Consider the following 20,432-nt stretch of genomic DNA (forward strand, 5'->3'; position numbering starts at 1 on the left):
CTTAATTACTTAGGTGACCTGATGAAACTGTGTGACTTCGAAGTCGGCCTCGACCAGCCGCTGTTCCTGATTGCCGGCCCCTGCGTGATCGAATCGATGCAGCTGCAGCTCGACGTGGCCGGCAGGCTCAAGGAGATCACCGGCAAGCTCGGCGTCAACTTCATCTTCAAGTCGAGTTTCGACAAGGCCAATCGCACCTCCGGCACCAGCTTCCGTGGCCCGGGCCTGGAAGAGGGTTTGAAGGTGCTGGATGCGGTGAAGAAGCAGATCGGCGTGCCGGTGCTCACCGACGTGCACGAATACACCCCGATGAACGAGGTCGCGGCCGTCGTCGACGTGCTGCAGACCCCGGCATTTTTGGTGCGCCAGACCGACTTCATCAAGAACGTCTGCGCCGCCGGCAAGCCGGTCAACATCAAGAAGGGCCAGTTCCTGGCGCCATGGGACATGAAGCCGGTGGTGGACAAGGCCAAATCCACCGGCAACGAGCAGATCATGGTCTGCGAGCGTGGCGCCTCGTTCGGCTACAACAACCTGGTCAGCGACATGCGCTCGCTGAGCGTAATGCGCGACACCGGCTGTCCGGTGGTGTTCGACGCCACCCATTCGGTGCAGTTGCCGGGCGGGCAGGGCAGCAGCTCCGGTGGTCAGCGCGAGTTCGTGCCGGTGCTGGCGCGCGCGGCGGTGGCGGTCGGGATTTCCGGCCTGTTCGCCGAAACCCACCCGGATCCGTCCAAGGCGCTGTCCGATGGTCCCAATGCGTGGCCGCTGGATCGCATGGAAGAACTGCTCGAAACCCTGATGGAGCTGGACGCCGTCACCAAGAAGCACGGGTTTGCGCGCTTTGCGTGAGTTCTGATCAGCGCGCGGCCGCTGCAGCGCGCCGCCGGGAGCGGCGGTGGCACCAGTGGCCCTGGGGCTGGTGGGCACTGGCCGCGTCGATCGCGGCGTGGGCGTGCATGGCGGTCATGGCCGTTCTGTTTACCGCCAGCATCGGCATGCCGGGCGATGGCGACCATGCCATGCAAGCCACGCAGCTGCCGATGCGCATCACGCTGATCATGGCCACCATGGCCGTTGTCAGTAGCCTGGCCACGGGCTCGGCTGCATTGCGGCTGAGTCGCCAGCCTGGTGCGGCGATCGCCGCGCTGATCCTGCTGTTGGTCTTGCTGCTGCTGTCTGGTTTGTCGCTGTTGGGCTTGATGGCGTAGCGGTCCGCCCGCGACGTGCTGCGTGTAGCGGCGACATGCGATTTGGCAATGGACCGGTGTGCAGCGATAATCCGGCAGCTTGTTTCCGGTGTACTTCCCCCCTTACTGGTAACCGAACGGACCTATGACCACTATCGCCAAGATCCTCGCCCGCGAAATCCTCGACTCCCGCGGCAATCCCACGCTGGAGGCCGAAGTCACGCTGGACGACGGTTCGTTCGGCCGCGCGGCCGTGCCGTCGGGTGCCTCGACCGGTACCAAGGAAGCGGTGGAGCTGCGTGATGGCGACAAGACCCGCTACCTGGGCAAGGGCGTGCGCCACGCGGTGGATAACGTCAACGGGACCATCGCCGAGACGCTGAAGAACTTCGATGCGGCCGACCAGCAGGGCCTGGACCGTCGCCTGATCGATCTGGACGGCACCGAGAACAAGGGCCGCCTGGGCGCCAACGCGCTGCTGGGTGTTTCGCTGGCCGCCGCGCATGCCGTAGCCGCCTCGCGCAAGCAGCCGTTGTGGCAGTACCTGTCCACCATCACCGAATCCGACGTGGCGCTGCCGGTGCCGATGATGAACATCATCAACGGCGGCGCGCATGCCGACAACAACGTCGACTTCCAGGAGTTCATGGTGCTGCCGGTCGGTTGCAGCTCGTTCTCCGAAGCGCTGCGCGCCGGTACGGAAATCTTCCATTCGCTCAAGTCGGTGCTCAAGGGCCATGGCCTGAGCACGGCGGTGGGCGACGAAGGCGGCTTTGCGCCGGACTTCCGCAGCAACGTCGAAGCGCTGGACACCATCCTCGAAGCGATCGGCAAGGCCGGCTACACCGCGGGCGAAGACATCCTGCTGGGCCTGGACGTGGCCTCCAGCGAGTTCTACGACAACGGCAAGTACAACCTGGTCGGCGAGAACAAGCGCCTGACCAGCGAGCAGTTCGTCGACTTCCTGGCCGACTGGGTGGCGCAGTACCCGATCATCAGCATCGAAGATGGCCTGGCCGAGGACGACTGGGCCGGTTGGAAGCTGCTGACCGAGCGCGTCGGCAAGAAGGTGCAGTTGGTGGGCGACGATCTGTTCGTCACCAACCCGAAGATCTTCAAGCAGGGCATCGATTCGGGCACCGCCAACGCGATCCTGATCAAGGTCAACCAGATCGGCACGCTGACCGAAACGCTGGAAGCCATCGCGATGGCGCACGCGGCCAACTACGCCTCGATCGTGTCGCACCGTTCCGGCGAAACCGAAGACACCACGATCGCCGACATCGCCGTAGCCACCACCGCCACCCAGATCAAGACCGGCTCGCTGTGCCGCAGCGACCGCGTGGCCAAGTACAACCAGTTGCTGCGCATCGAGCAGGCGCTGGGCTCCGGCGCGCGTTACGCCGGCCGCGACGCGTTCGTTTCGATCAAGCGATAAGCCGTGCGCAACTGGCGCTGGCTACTGCTGGTGCTGGCGGTACTGCTGGCTTGGCTGCAGTACCGCTTCTGGTTCGGGCCTGGGAATTCCGGCGAGGTGATGATGCTGGAAGCCCAGGTCGCGCATCAGACACAGGACAACGAAGGTCTGCGCCAACGCAACCAGGCGTTGGCAGCAGAGGTGAAGGATTTGAAGGACGGCGAGGCGGCAATCGAGGAACGCGCGCGCAGCGAGCTGGGCATGATCAAGCCGGGCGAGACGTTCTATCGCGTGGTCGAGGATGCGCCGCTGCCGGCACCTGCATCGCCTGAGGCTCCGGCCCCCCCACAGCAAGCGCCTGAGCCGATCGATCCGGTGGATCACCCATGACCGGGTCCATCTGGGCAATCGTGCCGGCCGCCGGGCGCGGCACCCGTTTTGGCGGGCCGCTTCCCAAACAGTATTTGCCGGCCGGCGGTCAGCCACTGATGGCGTATACGTTAGCTGCGCTGGCGGCGCATCCGGCGCTGGCCGGCATCATGGTGGCAATCGCCCCCGGCGATGCCGATTGGCCCGGCTGGACCGCCGTGCAGTCCACGCCCGTGCTGACCTGCCTGGGGGGTGCGAGTCGCGCAGCCTCGGTGCTGGCTGGCTTGCTGGCCTTGCCCGAGAGCGTACGTGCCGACGATTTCGTGCTGGTCCACGATGCCGCGCGGCCGAATCTGGCCCTGGCCGATCTGGACCGCCTGCTGGAAATCGGCCGTGGCGACCCGGTCGGCGCCATCCTGGCTGCACCGGTGCGCGATACGCTCAAGCGTGCCGGCGACGATGGAGGTATCGACGGCACCGAACCGCGCGAACGCCTGTGGCGCGCACTCACCCCGCAGCTGTTTCGTCGCCATCAACTGATCCGTGGACTCACCGAGGCCGCGGCGGCCGGTGTCGAGGTCACCGATGAAGCGATGGCGATGGAGCGGATGGGGCTGCGCCCCTTGCTGGTGGAAGGCGCCGAAGACAACTTCAAGGTGACGACCCCTGCGGATCTGGCGCGCTTCGAATTTGAACTGGTCAACCGGGGGCTCGGAGCCCGGGACCCGGAAAGCGCACATCCCCAGTCGTCCGTTCTGGCTTCTGCTTTCTCCGGCCCGGGGTCCCGGGTTTCCGGGCCCGAAGAGATCTAATCCATGTCCTTCAAATTCCGAATCGGCCAAGGCTACGACGTGCATGCGTTCGGCCCTGGCGACCACGTGATGCTTGGCGGTGTGCGCGTGGCGCACAGCCACGGCGTGCTCGCCCATAGCGATGGCGATGTGGTGTTGCACGCCCTGTGCGATGCGATGCTGGGCGCGCTGGCGCTGGGCGATATCGGCCAGCATTTCCCGCCTTCCGATGCGCGTTGGAAAGACGCCGACAGCGCACAGTTCCTGCAGCATTGCGATGGCTTGCTGCGCGAGCGCGGATGGCGCGTCGGCAATGCCGACATCACCGTGATCTGCGAGCGCCCCAAGGTCGGCCCGCATGCGGTGGCCATGCGCGAGCGCATTGCCGGCCTGCTGGCGATCGAACTCGATGCGGTCAGCGTCAAGGCCACCACCAGCGAACAGTTGGGTTTCACCGGCCGCGGCGAAGGGATCGCTGCACAGGCCGCGGTGTTGCTGGGCAGGACCGCTGTGCCTCATCAATAGCGACACAGGCAGCGCTTGGGGCCGGAGCCGGCGCCGATGCTGCCCGACGCAATCACCGCGCCGAATCATTCGGCGCACAGCGCGCCACGTCCGGCGCGAAGGCGAACCACACCATGAGCGAGACCTCTTTGCTGCCGCGTGCGCATGGCGCTGCCGTGCTCAGCGCGGCGATGCGCAGCACCCCGGACGATTTCCAGGTCGACGAGCTGCCGGCATTCGAGCCCTCCGGCGAAGGCGAGCATCTGCTGCTCACCGTGCGCAAGCGTGGCCAGAACACCGCGTATATCGCCAAACAGCTTGCGCACTGGGCCGGCATCGCCGAGATGGGCGTCAGCTATGCGGGTCTGAAAGATCGCCATGCAGTGACCACCCAGCGCTTCAGCGTGCATCTGCCCAAGCGCATCGCGCCGGATATCGCCGCGCTGGATGATGCGCAGATGCAGGTGGTCCAGAGCGCCTGGCACAACCGCAAGCTGCAACGCGGTGCGCTGCACGGGAACCGCTTCGTGCTGACGCTGCGCCAGGTGCAGGGCGAGCGCGAGGCGATCGAGCAACGGCTGCAGGCGATTGCTGCGCGTGGCATTCCCAATTGGTTCGGCGAACAACGCTTCGGTCGCGATGGCGCAAATGTGGCGGCTGCGCTGGCGATGTTCGGTCATGTGCAAGCTGAGGACGGAACGTTGCTGCCGGCGCCCACATCCAGGCGGCGGCTGCGCAACGATCAGCGCTCGATGTTGCTGTCGGCAGCGCGTTCGGTCCTGTTCAATCGCGTGCTTGGCGCACGCTTGGCGCAGGGCAGTTGGGATAGCGCACTGCAGGGCGAGGCGTGGATGCTGGACGGCTCGCGCAGCGTCTTCGGCCCGGAGCCGTGGAGCGAGGCCCTGGCAGAGCGATTGGCACGTTTCGATATCCATCCCAGCGGGCCGTTGTGGGGCATTGGCGCGTTGCGCTCGACCGATCAAGCGGCAGCGCTGGAGCAGGGCGCGTTGTCCGATCCGCAATCCGAAGCATTGCGCCAAGGCCTGGAAGCAGCGGGGCTGAAGCAGGAGCGCCGCGCGCTGCGCTTGCGCCCGCAGGGTCTGGACTATCGATGGCTGGAGGCACAGACCCTGCAATTGGAGTTCGCGCTGCCGCCTGGCTGTTATGCCACCGCGGTGCTGTGGGAACTGGGAGATGTCACCGACGCCGGTCGCTTCAACGTCGGCATGCGCGCCGACGCATGATCGCGCACAAACGCCGGCCGATCGCGCTGGGCAGCATGGACGGTCCAATCATGCGATGCGCGCAAAAGCGGCCTCGGCGGTCGCTGAGGCGATAGTGGCCGGTCGCGGCGCCACGAGCGATGGCCAGCTGCACAAGGCGCGCAACAGGAATCGGCTCGTGCCCGACGAGCATGCGCGACAGACCTTCCAGACAACACGTCGCCATGCGCAATGGCTGCCGTTTAGCATCACTCGCGCGTAATCATCGGCCTATCGCCGCCGCGCCAGCAACACCAGCAGCGCCCCGGTACCGCCCTGCGTCGGCGGCGCCGAATGAAACGCCAGCACATCGTTGCGTTGACGCAGCAGCCGGTCCATGAGGTTCTTCAGCACGGGCGCACCGGTGTCCGATTGCAGTCCCTTGCCGTGGATGATGCGCACGCAACCATGTTCGTGCGCGTGTGCGTCCAGCAGGAACTGGCGCAGCAACGATTCGGCCTGCGCTGCGGTGGCGCCGTGCAGATCCAGTTCGTCCTGCACCGAGAATTGCCCGCGCTTGAGCCGTTGAAACAAGCGGGTGGGAAGATTCTCGCGCCGATAGCTGGCGGTATCGCCCGCTTCCAACGGCGCGCTGTCGCGCAGCAGGCGCGCAAATTCGGTATGCGCTTGGGCGTCATCGCGCTCGGCCATGCGCGCGCGCGGCTTGGGGCGTGGCTTGGCGTTGGCCGGTGGGGCGACTTCACGAATCGGCTTGACCGCGCCGATCGCTGCGCGGAACAACGCGCCGTCGTCTTCGTCTTCAGGATGCGACATCTGCACAGCGTACCCGGTCCAAGCGCAGACGCACGCGAAGATCAAGCGCGAAGGCGCGGGACGCATCCGGTATCATGGCCCGGTTTTCCGAGGAGTCCCATGCGCGTACTGGTTAGCAACGACGACGGTGTCGACGCCCCCGGCATCCAGATTTTGGCCGAGGCGCTGCGCCATGCCGGTCATGAAGTGATGGTGGTCGCGCCCGACCGCGATCGCTCCGGCGCCAGCAATTCGCTGACGCTGGACGTGCCGATCCGCACCCGCCGCGTCGATGCGCAGACCTGCGCAGTGGCCGGCACGCCGACCGACTGCGTGCATCTGGCACTCACCGGCATGCTCGATTACGACCCGGACATCGTGGTCTCCGGGATCAATAATTCGGCCAATCTGGGCGACGACGTGATCTATTCGGGCACCGTGTCGGCCGCCATGGAAGGCCGCTTCCTCGGCTTGCCGGCGGTGGCGGTGTCGTTGGTCACGCACAATCACCAGGCGCATCACTACGACACCGCCGCGCGCGCAGCGGTGGAAATCGTGGCGCGGCTGAAGGCCGACCCGTTGCCCGCCGACACCATCCTCAACGTCAACGTGCCGGATCTGGCATGGTCGGATGTGCTCGGTTTCGAAGTCACCCGGCTCGGCAACCGCCACCGATCCGAGCCGTGCGTGCCGCAGCGCGATCCGCGCGGCCGCACCGTGTACTGGATCGGCCCGGCCGGTCCCGAGCAGGACGCTGGCGCCGGTACCGATTTCCACGCTGTGCGTACCGGGCATATCTCGATCACGCCGATCCACGTCGATCTCACCTGCTACCAGGCACTGGACACCGTTGCCGGCTGGGTGGGTGGGCTGACCGCAGCGCTGGACGGCCCGGCATGACGCCGAGGCTGCGCCTGCAACCGGAGTCGGTCGGGATCGGCATGACCTCGCAACGCGTGCGCGACCGCCTGGTCGAGCGCTTGCGCGAGGCGGGCATCCAGGACGAGGCCACGCTCAACGCGATGCGCACCGTGCCGCGGCATCTGTTCATCGATGAGGCGCTGGCCTCGCGCGCCTACGAAGACACTGCGCTGCCGATCGGCCATGGCCAGACCATCTCCCAGCCCTGGGTGGTGGCGCGCATGACCGAAGCGGTGCTGCAGGTGACCCCGACCAAGGTGCTCGAAGTGGGCACCGGCTCCGGCTACCAAGGCGCGATCCTGGCGGCGCTGGGGCTGGAGGTCTACACCGTCGAGCGCATCGGCGACCTGCTGCGGCAGGCGCGCAAGCGCTTCCGGCACCTGGGCATGAATGTGCGCAGCAAGCACGACGACGGCCGCATCGGCTGGCCCGAACACGGGCCGTACGACGCCATCGTGGTGACCGCTGCCGCACCGGCGTTGGTCGATGCATTGGTCGACCAGCTGGCGGTCGGCGGGCGCCTGGTCGCGCCGGTCGGAGGGCCTTCCTCGCAATCGTTGGTGCAACTCACCCGCGGGGCCGATGGCGCCATCGAACAACAGGTTCTGGCGCCGGTCACGTTCGTCCCGCTGTTGTCGGGCATGCTGGATTGAATCCATGAGAGTTCTTCGATGAAGATTTTTGGGCCGTTGTACGACGTGGCCATCCGTTGGTCGCGCCATCGCCGCGCACCCGCGCTGCTGACCGGTCTCAGCTTCGTTGAGGGCTTCATTTTCCCGGTGCCGCCGGAAGTGATGTTGGCACCGATGTCGCTGGCCGAGCCCAAGCGCTCGCTCTGGTTTGCGACCCTGAGCCTGATCGGCTCGATCTGCGGCGCCCTGGTCGGTTATCTGCTTGGCCATTTCGCCTTCGCCGCGCTGCAGCCGCTGATCGAATGGCTGGGCTGGAGCGCGAAGATCCAGCAGCAGATCGAAACCCTGCGCACGCTGGTGGCCGATTCGCCGTGGAAGGCGTTCTGGGCGCTGGTCCTGGTCGGGTTCACCCCGATCCCGCTGAAGATCTTTACCTGGGCCTCGGGCGTGGTCGGCGTGCCGATCCTGCCATTCATCGCCAGCATGTTGGTCGGGCGCGGCAAGCGCGTGTATCTGGTGGCCGGCGCGATCCGCCTGGGCGGTGCGCGGGCCGAAGCGGCGCTGCATCGCTGGATCGAGCCGCTGGGCTGGGTTGCAATGGCGGTGCTGGCGGTCGGTGCGGGCTGGTTGGTGTGGAAGACAACGAACGGATGAGCAAGACGCAGATGAATTCGGCACGCAAGACAGCAGTCATGCTCGCAATGGCCATCGGACTGACCGCCTGCAGCAGCGCAACGGTGGTGCGTTCGCCCGGAGCGAGCGGTGGCGGGTCGTCGTCGCGCCCCAGCGCCGCGCCGCGTCCTTCGGTGCCGCGTCCGGGTGCCACGGTCACCGTGCAGCGCGGCGACACCCTGTACGCGATCTCGCGCCGGACCAATATCACCGCCGCGGATCTGGCCGCCTGGAATGGCCTGTCTTCCCCAAACACCATCTATCCCGGCCAGACGCTCAAGTTGTATCCGCCCGGTACCAGCAAGCCGGGTGGCAGCGCGCCGGTGGCTGGCGGCACCGTGGCCCCGCCGCGCCCCGTCGCGCCGATCGCCGGACCGGTCAGTAGCGGATTTTCGTGGCGTTGGCCGGCCGATGGCGTCGTGGTGGGCACCTTCGTCACTGGCGAAACCACCAAGCAGGGCGTGGACATCGCCGGCACCAGCGGTCAGGCCGTGCGTGCCGCCGCCGATGGCGTGGTGGTGTATTCCGGCGCCGGCCTGGTCGGCTACGGCGAGCTGATCATCATCAAGCACAACGACCAGTGGCTATCCGCGTACGGTCACAACCGCAAGCGCCTGCTCAACGAGGGCCAGAGCGTCAAGGCGGGGCAGCAAATTGCCGAAATGGGCCGCAGCGGCGCCTCCCGCGACATGTTGCACTTCGAGATCCGCTACAACGGCAAGCCGGTCGATCCGCTGCTGTATTTGCCGAAGAAATGAGATTGGGGAGTTGGGATTCGGGATTCGCAACGGCCCTGGGCTGTTCGTATCCGGACAGAGAGTGGGTTCTTCGGACTCACCACTTGGACCAATTGACGCTCTAGCCTGGTTTGGCGATTGAAGGCGCAGCTTGCGGAAGCCCGCTCTTACGAATCCCCAATCCCGATTCCCGAATCCCGTCCCAAGCCAATCAGCCCGGCAACACCATCGCCAAGGCCACCCGCCGGCCTTCGCTGGCCAGCACGTTGTAGGTGCGTGCGGCGGCGGCATTGGTCATCGCCTCCAGGCCGATGCCGCGGGTCAGGCAGGCCGCCAGCACGTCGGTCTTGGGGAATAACTGGCGTTCGCCGGTGCCGAGCAGGATCACGGCCGGGTTGAGCGCCAGCACCGCCTCCATGTGACTGGCCTGGAGTTGCTCCAGCGTCTGGACCGGCCAGTGCTCCACCAGCTCATCCGGCATCAGGATGAAGCTCTGCTGCAGGATCTGCTCGTTCACCTTGGCATGGCGGCCGTCGGCCGCGCGCAGCGCGTAGGCGTAATCGGGGTGTTCCTGACTTAAAGGCATGACGAACTCGCTGGCTCAGCCGCGCGGCAGCACGATCTGGCGCTTTTCCTTGCTGGGGCGGTACAGGATGGCGACGTGGCCGATGCGCTGTACCAACGCACTGCCGGTTTGTTCGATCAGCTCGGCAATCAGCGCATCACGTGTCTCGCGATCCTCCGATGCCACCTTCACCTTGACCAGTTCGTGGCGCTCGAGCACTTCCTCGAGTTCAGCCAGAAATGCCGGCGTGACCCCTTTGCCGCCGGTCTGCAGCAAGGCTTTGAGGTCGTGGGCCTGACCGCGCAGGAAACGGTTCTGGGCGGAGGTGAGAACAATGGACATGCAGGATCGAAGGGAAGCAAAGGGTGTTCAGGGTATCATGGCGACCCGTTCGGACCCCTTTGCCAATGCCTTCCCGCAGTAAAAGCAGCCAGCGCTGGCTCAAGGAACACTTCGCCGACCCTTACGTGAAGAAGGCCCAGGCCGAGGGCATGCGCTCGCGCGCGGCCTACAAGCTGGAAGAGTTGCTGCAGCGCGACCGCCTGCTCAAGCCCGGCATGGTGGTGGTCGATCTGGGCGCGGCCCCGGGCGGGTGGTCGCAACAGGTGCGCAAATCCATGGGCGACAGCGGCCGGGTGGTGGCGCTGGATATCCTGGACATGCCGGCACTGGCAGGCGTGGAGTTCCTTCACGGCGACTTCAGGGAGCAGGCCGTCCTATCCCAATTCGAAGCGATGCTGGGCGATGTGCCGGTGGACCTTGTGCTGTCGGATATGGCCCCCAATAAGAGTGGCATGGATGCGGTCGACCAACCGCGGATGATGCACCTGGCGGAACTGGTCATGGAATTTGCCGACACCCACCTCAAGCCGGGCGGGGCATTTCTGATCAAGCTGTTCCAGGGTGTCGGGTCTGACGACTACATTCGCGAGCTTCGCCGCCGCTATGAGAAGGTGACGATTCGCAAGCCGGCGGCCTCGCGCAAGCGCTCCCCGGAAGTTTATGCGCTCGGTCAGGGCAAGCGTGTCCAGATCAAGTAAGCTGCCAATGACCATCGTATTTCAAGCATCGAAGAGTAGAGGGCACCGGAGCCAATGAGGATGAACGACTTGACCAAGAATCTGCTGCTGTGGGTGGTCGTCGCAGTTGTGCTGATGGTTGTCTTCCAGAGCTTCTCGCCGCGGATGGCGGGCGGCGTCGGTGCCGACTCGATCACCTACACCCAGTTCCTGAAGGAAGTGGACTCCGGGCGCGTCAAATCGGTGGATTACACCGATGAAACCAACCTGGCCGTCAACGCGATCCGCTTCAAGCGCACCGACGGCAGCGAAGCCACCGTCTACGGTCCGCGCGACGACAAGCTGGTCGACGTGCTGTACAGCAAGAGCATCGAAATGACCCGCCAGAAGCCCTCGACCGGTCCTGGCTTCTGGTCGTTGGTACTCAATTTCCTCCCGGTCATCCTGATCATTGGCTTCTGGCTGTTCATCATGCGCCAGATGCAGGGCGGCGGCGGCGGTGCCAAGGGGGCGATGAGCTTCGGCAAGTCGCGCGCCAAGCTGCAGGGCGAAGACCAGATCAAGATCACCTTTGCCGACGTTGCCGGTTGCGACGAGGCCAAGGAAGAAGTCGGCGAACTGGTGGACTTCCTGCGCGACCCGACCAAGTTCACCAAGCTGGGCGGCAAGATTCCGCGCGGCGTGCTGATGGTCGGCCCGCCGGGTACCGGTAAGACCCTGCTCGCCAAGGCGATCGCCGGCGAGGCCAAGGTGCCGTTCTTCAGCATCTCCGGCTCGGACTTCGTGGAAATGTTCGTCGGCGTGGGTGCCAGCCGCGTGCGCGACATGTTCGAGCAGGCCAAGAAGCACGCGCCGTGCATCATCTTCATCGACGAAATCGATGCGGTGGGCCGTCATCGCGGTGCCGGTCTCGGCGGCGGGCATGACGAGCGCGAGCAGACCCTGAATCAGTTGCTGGTCGAAATGGACGGTTTCGAAGGCGGCGAAGGCGTGATCGTGATCGCGGCGACCAACCGGCCGGACGTGTTGGATCCGGCGCTGCTGCGTCCTGGCCGTTTCGACCGCCAGGTCGTGGTCGGCCTGCCGGACGTCAAGGGTCGCGAACAGATCCTGCGCGTGCACATGCGCAAGCTGCCGTTGGCCGAGGATGTCGTGCCGATGGTCATCGCCCGCGGTACCCCGGGTTTCTCTGGCGCCGACTTGGCTAACCTGTGCAACGAAGCAGCGTTGTTCGCGGCGCGTGGCAGCGAGAAGGAAGTCCGCATGGACCACTTCGACCGTGCCCGCGACAAGATTCTGATGGGTGCCGAGCGCCGCTCGATGGCCATGAGCGAGGACGAGAAGACCCTCACCGCGTATCACGAGGCAGGCCACGCCATCGTCGGCCGCCTGGTGCCGGAGCACGACCCGGTCTACAAGGTCACCATCATTCCGCGCGGCCGCGCCCTCGGCGTGACGATGTATCTGCCGGAAGGCGACCGCTATTCGATGAACCGCGTGGCGATCGAATCGCAGCTGTGCTCGCTGTACGGTGGTCGCGTTGCCGAAGAGCTGATCTTCGGTGGCGACAAGGTCACCACCGGTGCGTCCAACGACATCGAGCGGGCCACCAAGATGGCGCGCAACATGGTGACCAAGTGGGGGCTGTCCGACGAGCTTGGCCCGGTGGCCTATGGCGAGGAAGAGGATGAGGTGTTCCTGGGCCGTTCGGTGACCCAGCACAAGAACGTCTCCGACGAAACCGCGCGCAAGATCGACGAAGTCGTGCGCTCGATCCTGGACAAGGCCTACAGCAAGACCAAGACCATCCTCACCGAGAATCTGGACAAGCTGCACGCGATGTCGCAGTTGTTGCTGCAGTACGAGACCATCGACGTGCCTCAGATCGACGCCATCATGGAAGGCCGCGAGCCGCCGCCGCCGGCGGGTTGGGGCAAGTCCGATAAGGACGGTGGCAACAACAACGACAAGGGTAGCCCGCGTCCATTGCCGCCCATCGCCGGACCCGCCGAGCAACTCTAAGCCGGCCATGCGCTGATCTGCGAGGCATCCATCAAGGCCGGGGAGCAATTCCCGGCCTTGATGCGTTATCGGGCCGCATCGATGCCCACGTATGGGCGACCATCACCAACCCAGGAGACACTGCCGATGTTCGATACCACCCTGACACTGGATTGCGCCGGCCGCAGCCTGCGACTGGATGCACCGCAGGTGATGGGTATCGTCAATGTCACACCCGATTCGTTCTCCGACGGCGGCCAGCATGCGACCTGCGAAGCGGCGATCGCGCATGGGCTGGCGTTGGTGGAGCAGGGCGCTGCGGTGCTGGATGTCGGTGGTGAATCCACCCGCCCGGGCGCTGCGGCGGTCTCGGTTGAAGAAGAACTGCAGCGGGTCGTTCCGGTCATTGAGGCGCTGGCCCAGCGCACCAGCGTGCCGATCAGCGTGGATACGTTCAAACCGGAGGTCATGCGCGCGGCGGTCGCGGCCGGCGCCGGCATAATCAACGACGTCTATGCCCTGCGTTCGCCCGGTGCGCTGGAAGCGGCGTCGGACCTGCGCGTGCCTGTGGTCTTGATGCATGCGCGCAGCGCGCCGCACGCCATGCAGGATGCGCCGCACTACGACGATATCGTGGGTGAAGTGCACCGGTTTCTGGCCGAGCGCATCTTCGCTGCCGAGATGGCCGGCATCGACAAGTGCCGGCTGGTCCTGGACCCGGGCTTTGGATTCGATAAGACCACCCCGCACAACCTCACCCTGCTTGCGCAGCTGCAGCGGCTGCAGGAATTCGGTTTGCCGGTGCTGGCCGGGCTGTCGCGCAAACGCAGCATCGGCGAACTGACCGGGCGCGAGATCGCCGCCGAACGTGTGCACGGCTCGGTGGCCGCGCATCTGATCGCCGCACAACATGGCGCGCTGTTGCTGCGCGTGCACGATGTGGCGGCAACCGTGGATGCGTTGAAGGTGTGGACGGCGATGGCGGCGATTCCGGTACCGCGTGTCAGCGCGCCCGTCGCGCCCACGATCCGTTGGCCGGACGAGGACTGATGCCTGTCGACCAACGCCCGCTGGCGATCGCCGTGATGGGCCCCACCGCCAGCGGCAAGACGGCGCTGGCGCTGGAAGCTGCAGAGCGCTGGAACGGGGAAATCGTCAGCGTCGATTCGGCGCTGGTGTATCGCGGCCTGGAGATCGGTGCGGCCAAGCCGGACGCGCCAATGCGCGCGGCGGTGCCGCATCATCTGCTCGACCTGCGCGATCCCTGGCAGGTGTATTCGGCAGCGGAGTTCGCCACCGATGCACGCCAGGCGATCGCGCAGATCGTGGCACGCGGCAAATTGCCGATTCTGGCCGGCGGCACCGGGCTGTATTTTCGTGCACTGCTGGAAGGTTTGTCGCACCTGCCCGAAGCCGACCAAACGGTGCGTGCATCCATCGCGGCCGAAGCTCAGCAGATCGGTTGGGCCGGCTTGCACGCACAACTGGCACGTGTGGACCCGGTTGCGGCAGCGCGCATTCATGCGACCGACCCGCAGCGGATCCAGCGGGCGCTGGAGGTCTACCGCATCAGCGGGCGGCCGATCAGCGCGTGGCAGGCGCTACCGGCAGGGCCGCGCCTGCCGGTACGCGTGTTGAAGGTGGTCTTGGCCCCACGCGAGCGCGCGGTGCTGCATGCACGGATCGCACACCGGCTGGATGCGATGTTGGCGCAGGATTTTCTGGGGGAAGTGCAGCGTCTGCGGGCGCTGCCGCAGATGCAGGCGGTGGCAGCGCCGCTGGATTTGCCGGCCGTGCGCGCGGTGGGCTACCGCCAGGCCTGGCAGTACCTGGATGGGGCTGGCGGCCTGGCCGAGTTCCGCGACAAGGCGATCCAGGCGACCCGGCAACTGGCCAAGCGGCAGCTCACCTGGCTGCGCGGCGAGCTGGACGCGCGCTGGTTCGACCCGGAGCGTGACCGCCATCAATTGGAGGACGCAATTGTCGGCTTCCTCGCTGATCGTCCCGCTGTACGGCAGGCTTCAGGCGTGTAACATCCCGTTTCCGGGACCGGCTGGGGATAGCAGGTGTCGACCGGAACAATAAGAACAATAATGAAGAGGATTTTTCGATGGCTAAGGGGCAATCTTTACAGGACCCATTCCTCAATGCGCTGCGGCGCGAGCGGGTGCCCGTGTCGGTGTATCTGGTCAATGGCATCAAGCTGCAGGGCACGATCGAGTCGTTCGACCAATTCGTGGTCCTGCTGCGCAATACCGTGAGTCAGATGGTGTACAAGCACGCCATTTCCACGGTGGTGCCGGCGCGCAATGTGCGCGTGGGGCCCGGTGGTGGGTATGTGCAATCCAATGAAGGCAATCAGGCGGAAGATGACGACGTCGAGCAGTAACGGAGCAGTGCGTGTTTGATCGGTCCCGCAAGGGTGAACACGCGTTATTGATACAGACCCACTCCGGCGGGCCTGCCGAAGACGATGTGATGGAGGAGTTCGCCGACCTTGCAAAGTCGGCGGGCGCCACGGTGGCCGCCACGCTCACCGCGCGCATCGATAAGCCCAGCCCGTCGACCTTGATCGGTAGCGGCAAGCTGGAAGAGGTCAAGGCCGCAGCCGAGGCCACCGGTGCCGATCTGGTGCTGGTCAACCACACTTTGTCGCCCGGCCAGGAGCGCAACCTGGAGCGGTATCTGGAGCGGCGTGTGATCGACCGCACCGGGTTGATCCTGGACATCTTCGCGCAACGTGCGCGTAGCCACGAAGGCAAGCTGCAGGTGGAGCTGGCGCAGTTGCGTCACATGGCCACGCGGCTGGTACGAGGCTGGACGCACTTGGAGCGTCAGCGCGGTGGCTCCATCGGCCTGCGCGGCCCCGGCGAAACCCAGCTGGAAACCGACCGCCGCCTGCTGCAAAAACGCGTCGAACAGTTGCAACAGCGGCTGGAAAAGGTCGAGGTGCAGCGCACCCAGATGCGTCGTGCGCGGATGCGCAGCGAATTGCCACGGATTGCACTGGTCGGCTACACCAATGCCGGCAAGTCGACATTGTTCAATGTGTTGACCGGTGCAGAGGCTTACGTGGCGGATCAATTGTTCGCCACGCTCGACCCCACCGTGCGACGCATTGCGTTGCCGGGTGGCAGCGCGATTCTTGCCGACACGGTCGGCTTCGTGCGCGATCTTCCGCACGAGCTGGTCGCCGCATTCCGCTCCACGCTGTCGGAGGCGCGCGATGCCGATCTGTTGCTGCACGTCGTCGATGCAGCAGACCCGTTGCGCGAAGAACGCATCCTGCAGGTCGATGAAGTGTTGCAGGCCGTCGGTGCCGGCGATCTGCCGCAACTGCTGGTATTCAACAAGATCGACAAGATCGAGGGCGCCGAAGTGCGCCACGACGCGCAGGACGGCATTCCTGACCCGGCACGCCGCGAGCGTGTCTGGGTGTCGGCGCGCGACGGACGTGGGCTGGAAGAATTGCAGCACGCGCTCGGCCAGCGGCTGGATCTGCGCCACCTGACCGGCCAGCTACGGTTACCACCGTCTGCCGGTCGCCTGCGTTCCAAGCTGCATCAGCTGGAAGTGGTGCGCAATGAGCAATCCGACGAAGAGGGTTGGTTGCTCGAGGTCGATCTGCCGATGGTCGAGGCCGAGCGGTTGGCCGCCGGGCAGGACGGTGCGCCGCTGCGCGCGATGCTGCCGGATCGTCGCGAAGACTGGGAAGCGTGATAGGCGCGGCACGGTCGGTCGCACACGACCGTGCTGCTGCTTCAAGGCGCATGGGGAAGGGTGGAGCGCGTCGCTGTGCGGCAGTTGCCAGGCCTCGTCCCGGCCAGCCGGAACTCACAGAAATCAATATGAGCAGTGCGTGCTGCGCAAGAGTGCAGTGGTGCGCTCATGTGGCGCATCACACCTGTGATCAGGAATGACGCCCTGGGTGCGGTGATTCGGTGCTTGGAGGCGGCGCTGCACGTTGACCACGTGCGGCCGGCACAGCGGCGCACATGCAAGCCCGTCCAGACCCGCCGTACCGCATATTGGCCGCACATCGCCACTGAACCTTGGCCACCTCGCGCCCACCCGGAATCGGCGCCAGCGGCAGACAGGCGCGACGAATTGGGCTAAAACGTCCGCTGCCCCTTCCTTGCCGTGCCCATGTCTTTTTCCGCTGATTCCGAACTGCAGCAGCTGGCCGAAGCCCTCGGACAGCAATTGCTTGCCGCGCGCGAGCGCCTGGTCACTGCCGAGAGTTGTACGGGTGGCTGGATCGCCAAGGCGGTGACCGATGTCGCCGGCTCCTCGCACTGGTTCGATTGCGGCATGGCCGCCTATAGCTACGAGGCCAAGCAGGCGCTGCTCGGTGTCCGCCCACAGACTTTGGAAGTGCACGGGGCGGTCAGTCGCGAAACGGTGATCGAAATGGTCTCTGGCGCCCTGGTGAATTCCGGCGCAAGCATCGCGGTGGCGGTGACCGGCATCGCCGGGCCCGGCGGCGGCAGTGAGGACAAGCCGGTCGGCACGGTCTGGATCGGCTGGAAACGCCGTGGCGGTTATGCCACCGCACAACTGTTCCAGTTCAATGGCGACCGCGATGCGGTGCGTCGTCAGACCGTCGTCGCAGCATTGCGCGGGTTGAGCGCGCTGCTCTAGCGGTCGTCCGGTTCGCTGATGGCGTTCGGCAGCAGATCCGCGGCGCCCCATTTCCGGCGCAATCTCGCACAGCCTGGGAACCCAAGGCCGTAACCGAGCGCCGTCCCAAGAACTGGCTTGGCCTCGTTGTCGACACGCCGCTGCAGCACGCTGCGCGGACGCGTTACTTGGCACATGCGGCAACGAGGCTGCGAAGCGACAATGGCGCAACCCGGGTGCAGGCAGCTCATCAGCGAACGCTGCCTGTTGCGCATGTACCGCGCGCCTTGCAACCTGCGCTGAGCTTGGACGAGGCGAGAGCGCGACAGCGGAGGGCAGATCGGCTACAAACAAGGTCTGCTCACCGCCCAGCGTGCCAATGCATTCGTTTCTTGCTTCTGTCCCATCGATCGCCGCGTTGCAGGCTGCTATCTACTGCAGTGTCACGCAGCGCCTGAGCGCAACGCGCTCGCAGGCGGTGCGCTGATGTGGGAAGCACTCGGCACGGTACGTGATCTTGGGCGTCTGCAGGAAATCGCCTCGGTCCTGATCCGCTACGGCTTCGGCGATGTGGTGCGTCGTATCGGCATGGCCGATGTGCTTGAGCGCGCCGGCAGGCTGTTGCATTGGCAGAACGCCGAGGGCCGGTTGCGCATGTCCGCAGCGATGCGCGTGCGGCGTGCACTGGAAGAGCTCGGACCCACCTTCGTCAAACTGGGCCAGGTGCTGGCCACGCGTGTGGATCTGCTGCCACCGGAGTGGATCGAAGAATTGAGCGAGCTGCAGAACGCGGTGCCGGCGCTGCCGTTCGAGCAGATTCGCCCACAGCTGGTTGCTGCGCTGGGCATGGAGCCGGAAACCGTCTTCGCGCGCCTGGACGAACAGCCGCTGGCGGCCGCCTCGCTGGCACAGACCCATCGCGCGTGGTTGGTCGATGGCACGCCGGTGGTATTGAAGATTCGTCGTCCCGATATCGGTGACACCATCGACGCGGATCTGCGCCTGCTCGCCCGGCTTGCTGAAATCGTCGAAACCCGCGCACCGGATCTCAAGCGCTACCGTCCTTCCGAGGTGGTGCAGCAATTTACCGTCTCGCTGCGACGCGAGCTGGACTTCGCTGCGGAAGGGCGCAACGCCGAACGCATCGCCGCCAACTTCGCGCACGATACGCAGGTGGTGGTGCCGGCGGTGTACTGGGAGTGGACCTGCGAGTCGCTCAACGTGCAGGAATTCATCGATGGAATTCCGGGGCGCGATCTGCTCGCCGTCGATGCGGCCGGCCTGGATCGCAGGGCGCTCGCACGTGCCGGTGCCGGCATCGTGCTCAAGATGGTGTTGCAGGACGGCTGCTTCCACGCCGACCCGCATCCGGGGAACATTTTTTACCTGCGCGACGGGCGCATCGCGGTCATCGATTTCGGCATGGTCGGGCGCGTCTCCGAGCAGCGTCGGTTTCAGGTCGCACAGCTGCTGCACGGCATGGTCAGCTACGACGCCGAAGCAGTGATCGACGTCTTGCTGGAATGGGCGGGCACCAGCCTGGAGATCGACGAGGCGCGTTTGCAGCAAGACATCGGCGCGTTCGTCGACGAGTATCGCGGCGTGCCGCTGAAAGAATTGCGTATTGGCGCAATGCTTGGCGACGTCACTTCCATCCTGCGCGATCACGGACTGACGCTGCCATCGGATCTGGCGCTGATGATCAAGGCCTTTCTCACCCTGGAAGGCATGGGGCGCCAGCTCGATCCGGACTTCGACATGGCCACCGAGGCGCGCCCATATCTGGAACGCGTGGTGTTGCAGCGCTATGCGCCGCGCGCCATCGTGCGGCGCGGCCGGCGGACCGTGACTGGCGCAATCGACCTGATCGGCGATCTGCCGCGCGACCTCAAGCGCCTGTTGCAAGCCGCACGCCGCGGCAAGCTGCAGCTTCAGATCGAAACACGCGCATTGCGCGAGTTCGGCGAGCAGGTCGACCGCGCGGCCAATCGCCTCACGATGGGGATCGTGACTGCCGCGTTGGTGATCGGCTCCTCGATCGTCATGAACAGCGTCGGCGGGAGCGCCAGCCGCTGGTTGCTCGCGCTGGGCGTGGGCGGTTTCATCGGCGCGGCGCTATGCGGTATCTGGATCCTGTTTTCGATCTGGCGAAGCCGGCGCTAGCGCGACGCGCGGGCATCGTGGTGGCGTCAGGTAGGGCGCGGCGAACACTTGCGCAGGCGCTCGTTAGTAGTAATACTACTAACCATGGACCTGACCGATACCCAGCAAGCAATCCTGGCCTTGATCGCCGAGCGCATCGATGCCGATGGTGTTCCGCCGTCGCAGACCGAGATCGCGCGCGCGTTCGGCTTCAAGGGCGTCCGCGCGGCGCAATATCACCTGGAAGCGCTGGAGCATGCGGGGGCGATCCGCCGCGTTCCGGGCCAGGCGCGCGGGATACGGCTGGCCGGGCAGGGTGGGCAGACACGCACGGCTCCGGTGAGCGAGGCGGCCCGCGACGATGTGCTGCGCCTGCCGGTGCTGGGCCGCGTTGCGGCGGGTTTGCCGATCGGTGCCGATATCGGCTCGGACGACTTCGTTGTACTGGATCGTGTGTTTTTCTCGCCCTCGCCGGATTATCTGCTCAAGGTGCAAGGCGATTCGATGCGCGACGAAGGCATCTTCAATGGCGACCTGATCGGCGTGCACCGTACCCGCGACGCGCGCTCGGGGCAGATCGTGGTGGCGCGGATCGATGAGGAAATCACGGTAAAGCTGCTGAAGATCGGCAAGGACCGCATCCGGCTGTTGCCGCGCAATCCGGACTACGCGCCCATTGAGGTGCTACCGGATCAGGATTTCGCGATTGAAGGACTGTATTGCGGACTGTTGAGGCCTAACCGCTGAGGTCTGCGCCGATGGCCGTGCCGGCGTTTCTCCGAGCTGGCACCGCAGGATTTCCCGCTGCCGCGGGACCTTCCGCCTCCCTAATCTGAG

General features: G+C 65.5%; 23 protein-coding genes. 20 read left to right on the top strand and 3 right to left on the bottom strand.

Going from position 1 to position 20,432, the window contains the following annotated elements:
* The first annotated feature begins 21 nt into the window (after positions 1-21).
* The 7 genes from kdsA to truD all read left to right on the top strand — a co-directional run bounded on the left by kdsA (position 22) and on the right by truD (position 5,515).
* Positions 22-852, top strand: a complete 831-nt coding sequence (kdsA, locus tag ACCQ15_RS08830; protein WP_011347098.1) for a 3-deoxy-8-phosphooctulonate synthase — start codon at positions 22-24, stop codon at positions 850-852.
* 116 nt (positions 853-968) lie between these two features.
* Positions 969-1,211, top strand: a complete 243-nt coding sequence (locus tag ACCQ15_RS08835; RefSeq protein WP_041470058.1) for a hypothetical protein — start codon at positions 969-971, stop codon at positions 1,209-1,211.
* Between the two features lie 124 nt (positions 1,212-1,335).
* Positions 1,336-2,628: a phosphopyruvate hydratase gene (eno, locus tag ACCQ15_RS08840; protein ID WP_008577316.1), complete on the top strand. Its 1,293-nt coding sequence runs from the start codon at positions 1,336-1,338 to the stop codon at positions 2,626-2,628.
* A gap of 3 nt (positions 2,629-2,631) precedes the next feature.
* Positions 2,632-2,997, top strand: a complete 366-nt coding sequence (ftsB, locus tag ACCQ15_RS08845) for a cell division protein FtsB (protein ID WP_008577317.1) — start codon at positions 2,632-2,634, stop codon at positions 2,995-2,997.
* Positions 2,994-3,788, top strand: coding sequence for a 2-C-methyl-D-erythritol 4-phosphate cytidylyltransferase (gene ispD / locus ACCQ15_RS08850; RefSeq protein WP_011347101.1), 795 nt, complete (start codon positions 2,994-2,996; stop codon positions 3,786-3,788). Before ftsB ends, ispD begins: the two co-directional genes overlap by 4 nt.
* A 3-nt stretch (positions 3,789-3,791) precedes the next feature.
* The gene (gene ispF, locus ACCQ15_RS08855) at positions 3,792-4,292 is read left to right on the top strand and encodes a 2-C-methyl-D-erythritol 2,4-cyclodiphosphate synthase (protein ID WP_071118462.1); all 501 of its coding nucleotides are present in this window, start codon (positions 3,792-3,794) and stop codon (positions 4,290-4,292) included.
* A 113-nt stretch (positions 4,293-4,405) separates the two neighbouring features.
* Positions 4,406-5,515 carry a tRNA pseudouridine(13) synthase TruD gene (gene truD / locus ACCQ15_RS08860; RefSeq protein ID WP_218533407.1) on the top strand — a complete coding sequence of 370 codons (1,110 nt, stop codon included), beginning with the start codon at positions 4,406-4,408 and terminating at the stop codon, positions 5,513-5,515.
* 249 nt (positions 5,516-5,764) lie between these two features.
* Here truD and ACCQ15_RS08865 read toward each other — a convergent pair whose 3' ends face one another.
* Positions 5,765-6,307 carry a Smr/MutS family protein gene (locus tag ACCQ15_RS08865; RefSeq protein ID WP_011347103.1) on the bottom strand — a complete coding sequence of 181 codons (543 nt, stop codon included), beginning with the start codon at positions 6,305-6,307 and terminating at the stop codon, positions 5,765-5,767.
* 99 nt (positions 6,308-6,406) lie between these two features.
* Between ACCQ15_RS08865 and surE the strand changes: the two genes are divergently transcribed.
* Genes surE through ACCQ15_RS08885 form a run of 4 tightly spaced genes read left to right on the top strand, consistent with a single transcriptional unit; the run spans position 6,407 to position 9,269 of the window.
* Positions 6,407-7,186 (top strand): 5'/3'-nucleotidase SurE, encoded by a 780-nt coding sequence (gene surE / locus ACCQ15_RS08870; protein ID WP_372381424.1) that lies wholly within the window; start codon positions 6,407-6,409, stop codon positions 7,184-7,186.
* Positions 7,183-7,860, top strand: a complete 678-nt coding sequence (locus ACCQ15_RS08875; protein ID WP_127167516.1) for a protein-L-isoaspartate(D-aspartate) O-methyltransferase — start codon at positions 7,183-7,185, stop codon at positions 7,858-7,860. Before surE ends, ACCQ15_RS08875 begins: the two co-directional genes overlap by 4 nt.
* A gap of 18 nt (positions 7,861-7,878) precedes the next feature.
* Entirely contained in the window at positions 7,879-8,493 is a 615-nt protein-coding gene (locus ACCQ15_RS08880) for a YqaA family protein (RefSeq protein ID WP_003481846.1), read from the top strand.
* Positions 8,490-9,269: a peptidoglycan DD-metalloendopeptidase family protein gene (locus ACCQ15_RS08885; RefSeq protein ID WP_372381425.1), complete on the top strand. Its 780-nt coding sequence runs from the start codon at positions 8,490-8,492 to the stop codon at positions 9,267-9,269. The genes ACCQ15_RS08880 and ACCQ15_RS08885 overlap by 4 nt, the downstream gene beginning before the upstream one ends.
* Before the next feature lie 190 nt (positions 9,270-9,459).
* On the opposite strand, the gene ACCQ15_RS08890 is transcribed toward ACCQ15_RS08885, so the two are convergent.
* Positions 9,460-9,834, bottom strand: a complete 375-nt coding sequence (locus tag ACCQ15_RS08890) for an Mth938-like domain-containing protein (RefSeq protein ID WP_029819212.1) — start codon at positions 9,832-9,834, stop codon at positions 9,460-9,462.
* Between the two features lie 15 nt (positions 9,835-9,849).
* Entirely contained in the window at positions 9,850-10,155 is a 306-nt protein-coding gene (gene yhbY, locus ACCQ15_RS08895) for a ribosome assembly RNA-binding protein YhbY (RefSeq protein WP_005915020.1), read from the bottom strand.
* Positions 10,156-10,220: 65 nt separating this feature from the next.
* Between yhbY and rlmE the strand changes: the two genes are divergently transcribed.
* From rlmE to lexA, 9 genes are all read left to right on the top strand, one after another.
* Entirely contained in the window at positions 10,221-10,853 is a 633-nt protein-coding gene (gene rlmE, locus ACCQ15_RS08900) for a 23S rRNA (uridine(2552)-2'-O)-methyltransferase RlmE (RefSeq protein ID WP_372381426.1), read from the top strand.
* A gap of 60 nt (positions 10,854-10,913) precedes the next feature.
* Positions 10,914-12,854 (top strand): ATP-dependent zinc metalloprotease FtsH, encoded by a 1,941-nt coding sequence (gene ftsH / locus ACCQ15_RS08905; RefSeq protein ID WP_277575017.1) that lies wholly within the window; start codon positions 10,914-10,916, stop codon positions 12,852-12,854.
* A gap of 126 nt (positions 12,855-12,980) precedes the next feature.
* The gene (gene folP / locus ACCQ15_RS08910) at positions 12,981-13,883 is read left to right on the top strand and encodes a dihydropteroate synthase (protein ID WP_372381427.1); all 903 of its coding nucleotides are present in this window, start codon (positions 12,981-12,983) and stop codon (positions 13,881-13,883) included.
* The gene (gene miaA, locus ACCQ15_RS08915) at positions 13,883-14,866 is read left to right on the top strand and encodes a tRNA (adenosine(37)-N6)-dimethylallyltransferase MiaA (protein ID WP_127167514.1); all 984 of its coding nucleotides are present in this window, start codon (positions 13,883-13,885) and stop codon (positions 14,864-14,866) included. Before folP ends, miaA begins: the two co-directional genes overlap by 1 nt.
* A gap of 77 nt (positions 14,867-14,943) precedes the next feature.
* The gene (hfq, locus tag ACCQ15_RS08920) at positions 14,944-15,222 is read left to right on the top strand and encodes an RNA chaperone Hfq (protein WP_005915027.1); all 279 of its coding nucleotides are present in this window, start codon (positions 14,944-14,946) and stop codon (positions 15,220-15,222) included.
* A gap of 11 nt (positions 15,223-15,233) precedes the next feature.
* The gene (gene hflX, locus ACCQ15_RS08925) at positions 15,234-16,553 is read left to right on the top strand and encodes a ribosome rescue GTPase HflX (protein WP_372381428.1); all 1,320 of its coding nucleotides are present in this window, start codon (positions 15,234-15,236) and stop codon (positions 16,551-16,553) included.
* 426 nt (positions 16,554-16,979) lie between these two features.
* A complete protein-coding gene (locus tag ACCQ15_RS08930; protein ID WP_008574640.1) occupies positions 16,980-17,474 on the top strand; it encodes a CinA family protein in 495 nt (164 codons plus the stop codon).
* A 465-nt stretch (positions 17,475-17,939) separates the two neighbouring features.
* Positions 17,940-19,616 (top strand): 2-polyprenylphenol 6-hydroxylase, encoded by a 1,677-nt coding sequence (gene ubiB / locus ACCQ15_RS08935; RefSeq protein WP_008574639.1) that lies wholly within the window; start codon positions 17,940-17,942, stop codon positions 19,614-19,616.
* Positions 19,617-19,700: 84 nt separating this feature from the next.
* On the top strand, positions 19,701-20,342 hold the full coding sequence (gene lexA, locus ACCQ15_RS08940; RefSeq protein ID WP_122273027.1) for a transcriptional repressor LexA: 642 nt from the start codon (positions 19,701-19,703) through the stop codon (positions 20,340-20,342).
* Positions 20,343-20,432: the final 90 nt, after the last annotated feature.

The organism is Xanthomonas sp. NCPPB 1754, assembly GCF_041475725.2.
GTDB lineage: Bacteria > Pseudomonadota > Gammaproteobacteria > Xanthomonadales > Xanthomonadaceae > Xanthomonas > Xanthomonas euvesicatoria.

Bases quoted from the DNA above. Each gene is read 5' to 3' on its own strand.
- ACCQ15_RS08865 (WP_011347103.1), bottom strand. From the start codon at position 6,307: ATGTCGCATCCTGAAGACGAAGACGACGGCGCGTTGTTCCGCGCAGCG.
- ubiB (WP_008574639.1), top strand. From the start codon at position 17,940: ATGTGGGAAGCACTCGGCACGGTACGTGATCTTGGGCGTCTGCAGGAA.
- folP (WP_372381427.1), top strand. From the start codon at position 12,981: ATGTTCGATACCACCCTGACACTGGATTGCGCCGGCCGCAGCCTGCGA.
- ispF (WP_071118462.1), top strand. From the start codon at position 3,792: ATGTCCTTCAAATTCCGAATCGGCCAAGGCTACGACGTGCATGCGTTC.
- yhbY (WP_005915020.1), bottom strand. From the start codon at position 10,155: ATGTCCATTGTTCTCACCTCCGCCCAGAACCGTTTCCTGCGCGGTCAG.
- ACCQ15_RS08880 (WP_003481846.1), top strand. From the start codon at position 7,879: ATGAAGATTTTTGGGCCGTTGTACGACGTGGCCATCCGTTGGTCGCGC.
- miaA (WP_127167514.1), top strand. From the start codon at position 13,883: ATGCCTGTCGACCAACGCCCGCTGGCGATCGCCGTGATGGGCCCCACC.
- kdsA (WP_011347098.1), top strand. From the start codon at position 22: ATGAAACTGTGTGACTTCGAAGTCGGCCTCGACCAGCCGCTGTTCCTG.
- hfq (WP_005915027.1), top strand. From the start codon at position 14,944: ATGGCTAAGGGGCAATCTTTACAGGACCCATTCCTCAATGCGCTGCGG.
- surE (WP_372381424.1), top strand. From the start codon at position 6,407: ATGCGCGTACTGGTTAGCAACGACGACGGTGTCGACGCCCCCGGCATC.
- ispD (WP_011347101.1), top strand. From the start codon at position 2,994: ATGACCGGGTCCATCTGGGCAATCGTGCCGGCCGCCGGGCGCGGCACC.
- eno (WP_008577316.1), top strand. From the start codon at position 1,336: ATGACCACTATCGCCAAGATCCTCGCCCGCGAAATCCTCGACTCCCGC.
- ACCQ15_RS08930 (WP_008574640.1), top strand. From the start codon at position 16,980: ATGTCTTTTTCCGCTGATTCCGAACTGCAGCAGCTGGCCGAAGCCCTC.
- ACCQ15_RS08875 (WP_127167516.1), top strand. From the start codon at position 7,183: ATGACGCCGAGGCTGCGCCTGCAACCGGAGTCGGTCGGGATCGGCATG.
- ACCQ15_RS08885 (WP_372381425.1), top strand. From the start codon at position 8,490: ATGAGCAAGACGCAGATGAATTCGGCACGCAAGACAGCAGTCATGCTC.
- lexA (WP_122273027.1), top strand. From the start codon at position 19,701: ATGGACCTGACCGATACCCAGCAAGCAATCCTGGCCTTGATCGCCGAG.
- ACCQ15_RS08835 (WP_041470058.1), top strand. From the start codon at position 969: ATGGCCGTTCTGTTTACCGCCAGCATCGGCATGCCGGGCGATGGCGAC.
- ftsH (WP_277575017.1), top strand. From the start codon at position 10,914: ATGAACGACTTGACCAAGAATCTGCTGCTGTGGGTGGTCGTCGCAGTT.
- rlmE (WP_372381426.1), top strand. From the start codon at position 10,221: ATGCCTTCCCGCAGTAAAAGCAGCCAGCGCTGGCTCAAGGAACACTTC.
- ACCQ15_RS08890 (WP_029819212.1), bottom strand. From the start codon at position 9,834: ATGCCTTTAAGTCAGGAACACCCCGATTACGCCTACGCGCTGCGCGCG.
- truD (WP_218533407.1), top strand. From the start codon at position 4,406: ATGAGCGAGACCTCTTTGCTGCCGCGTGCGCATGGCGCTGCCGTGCTC.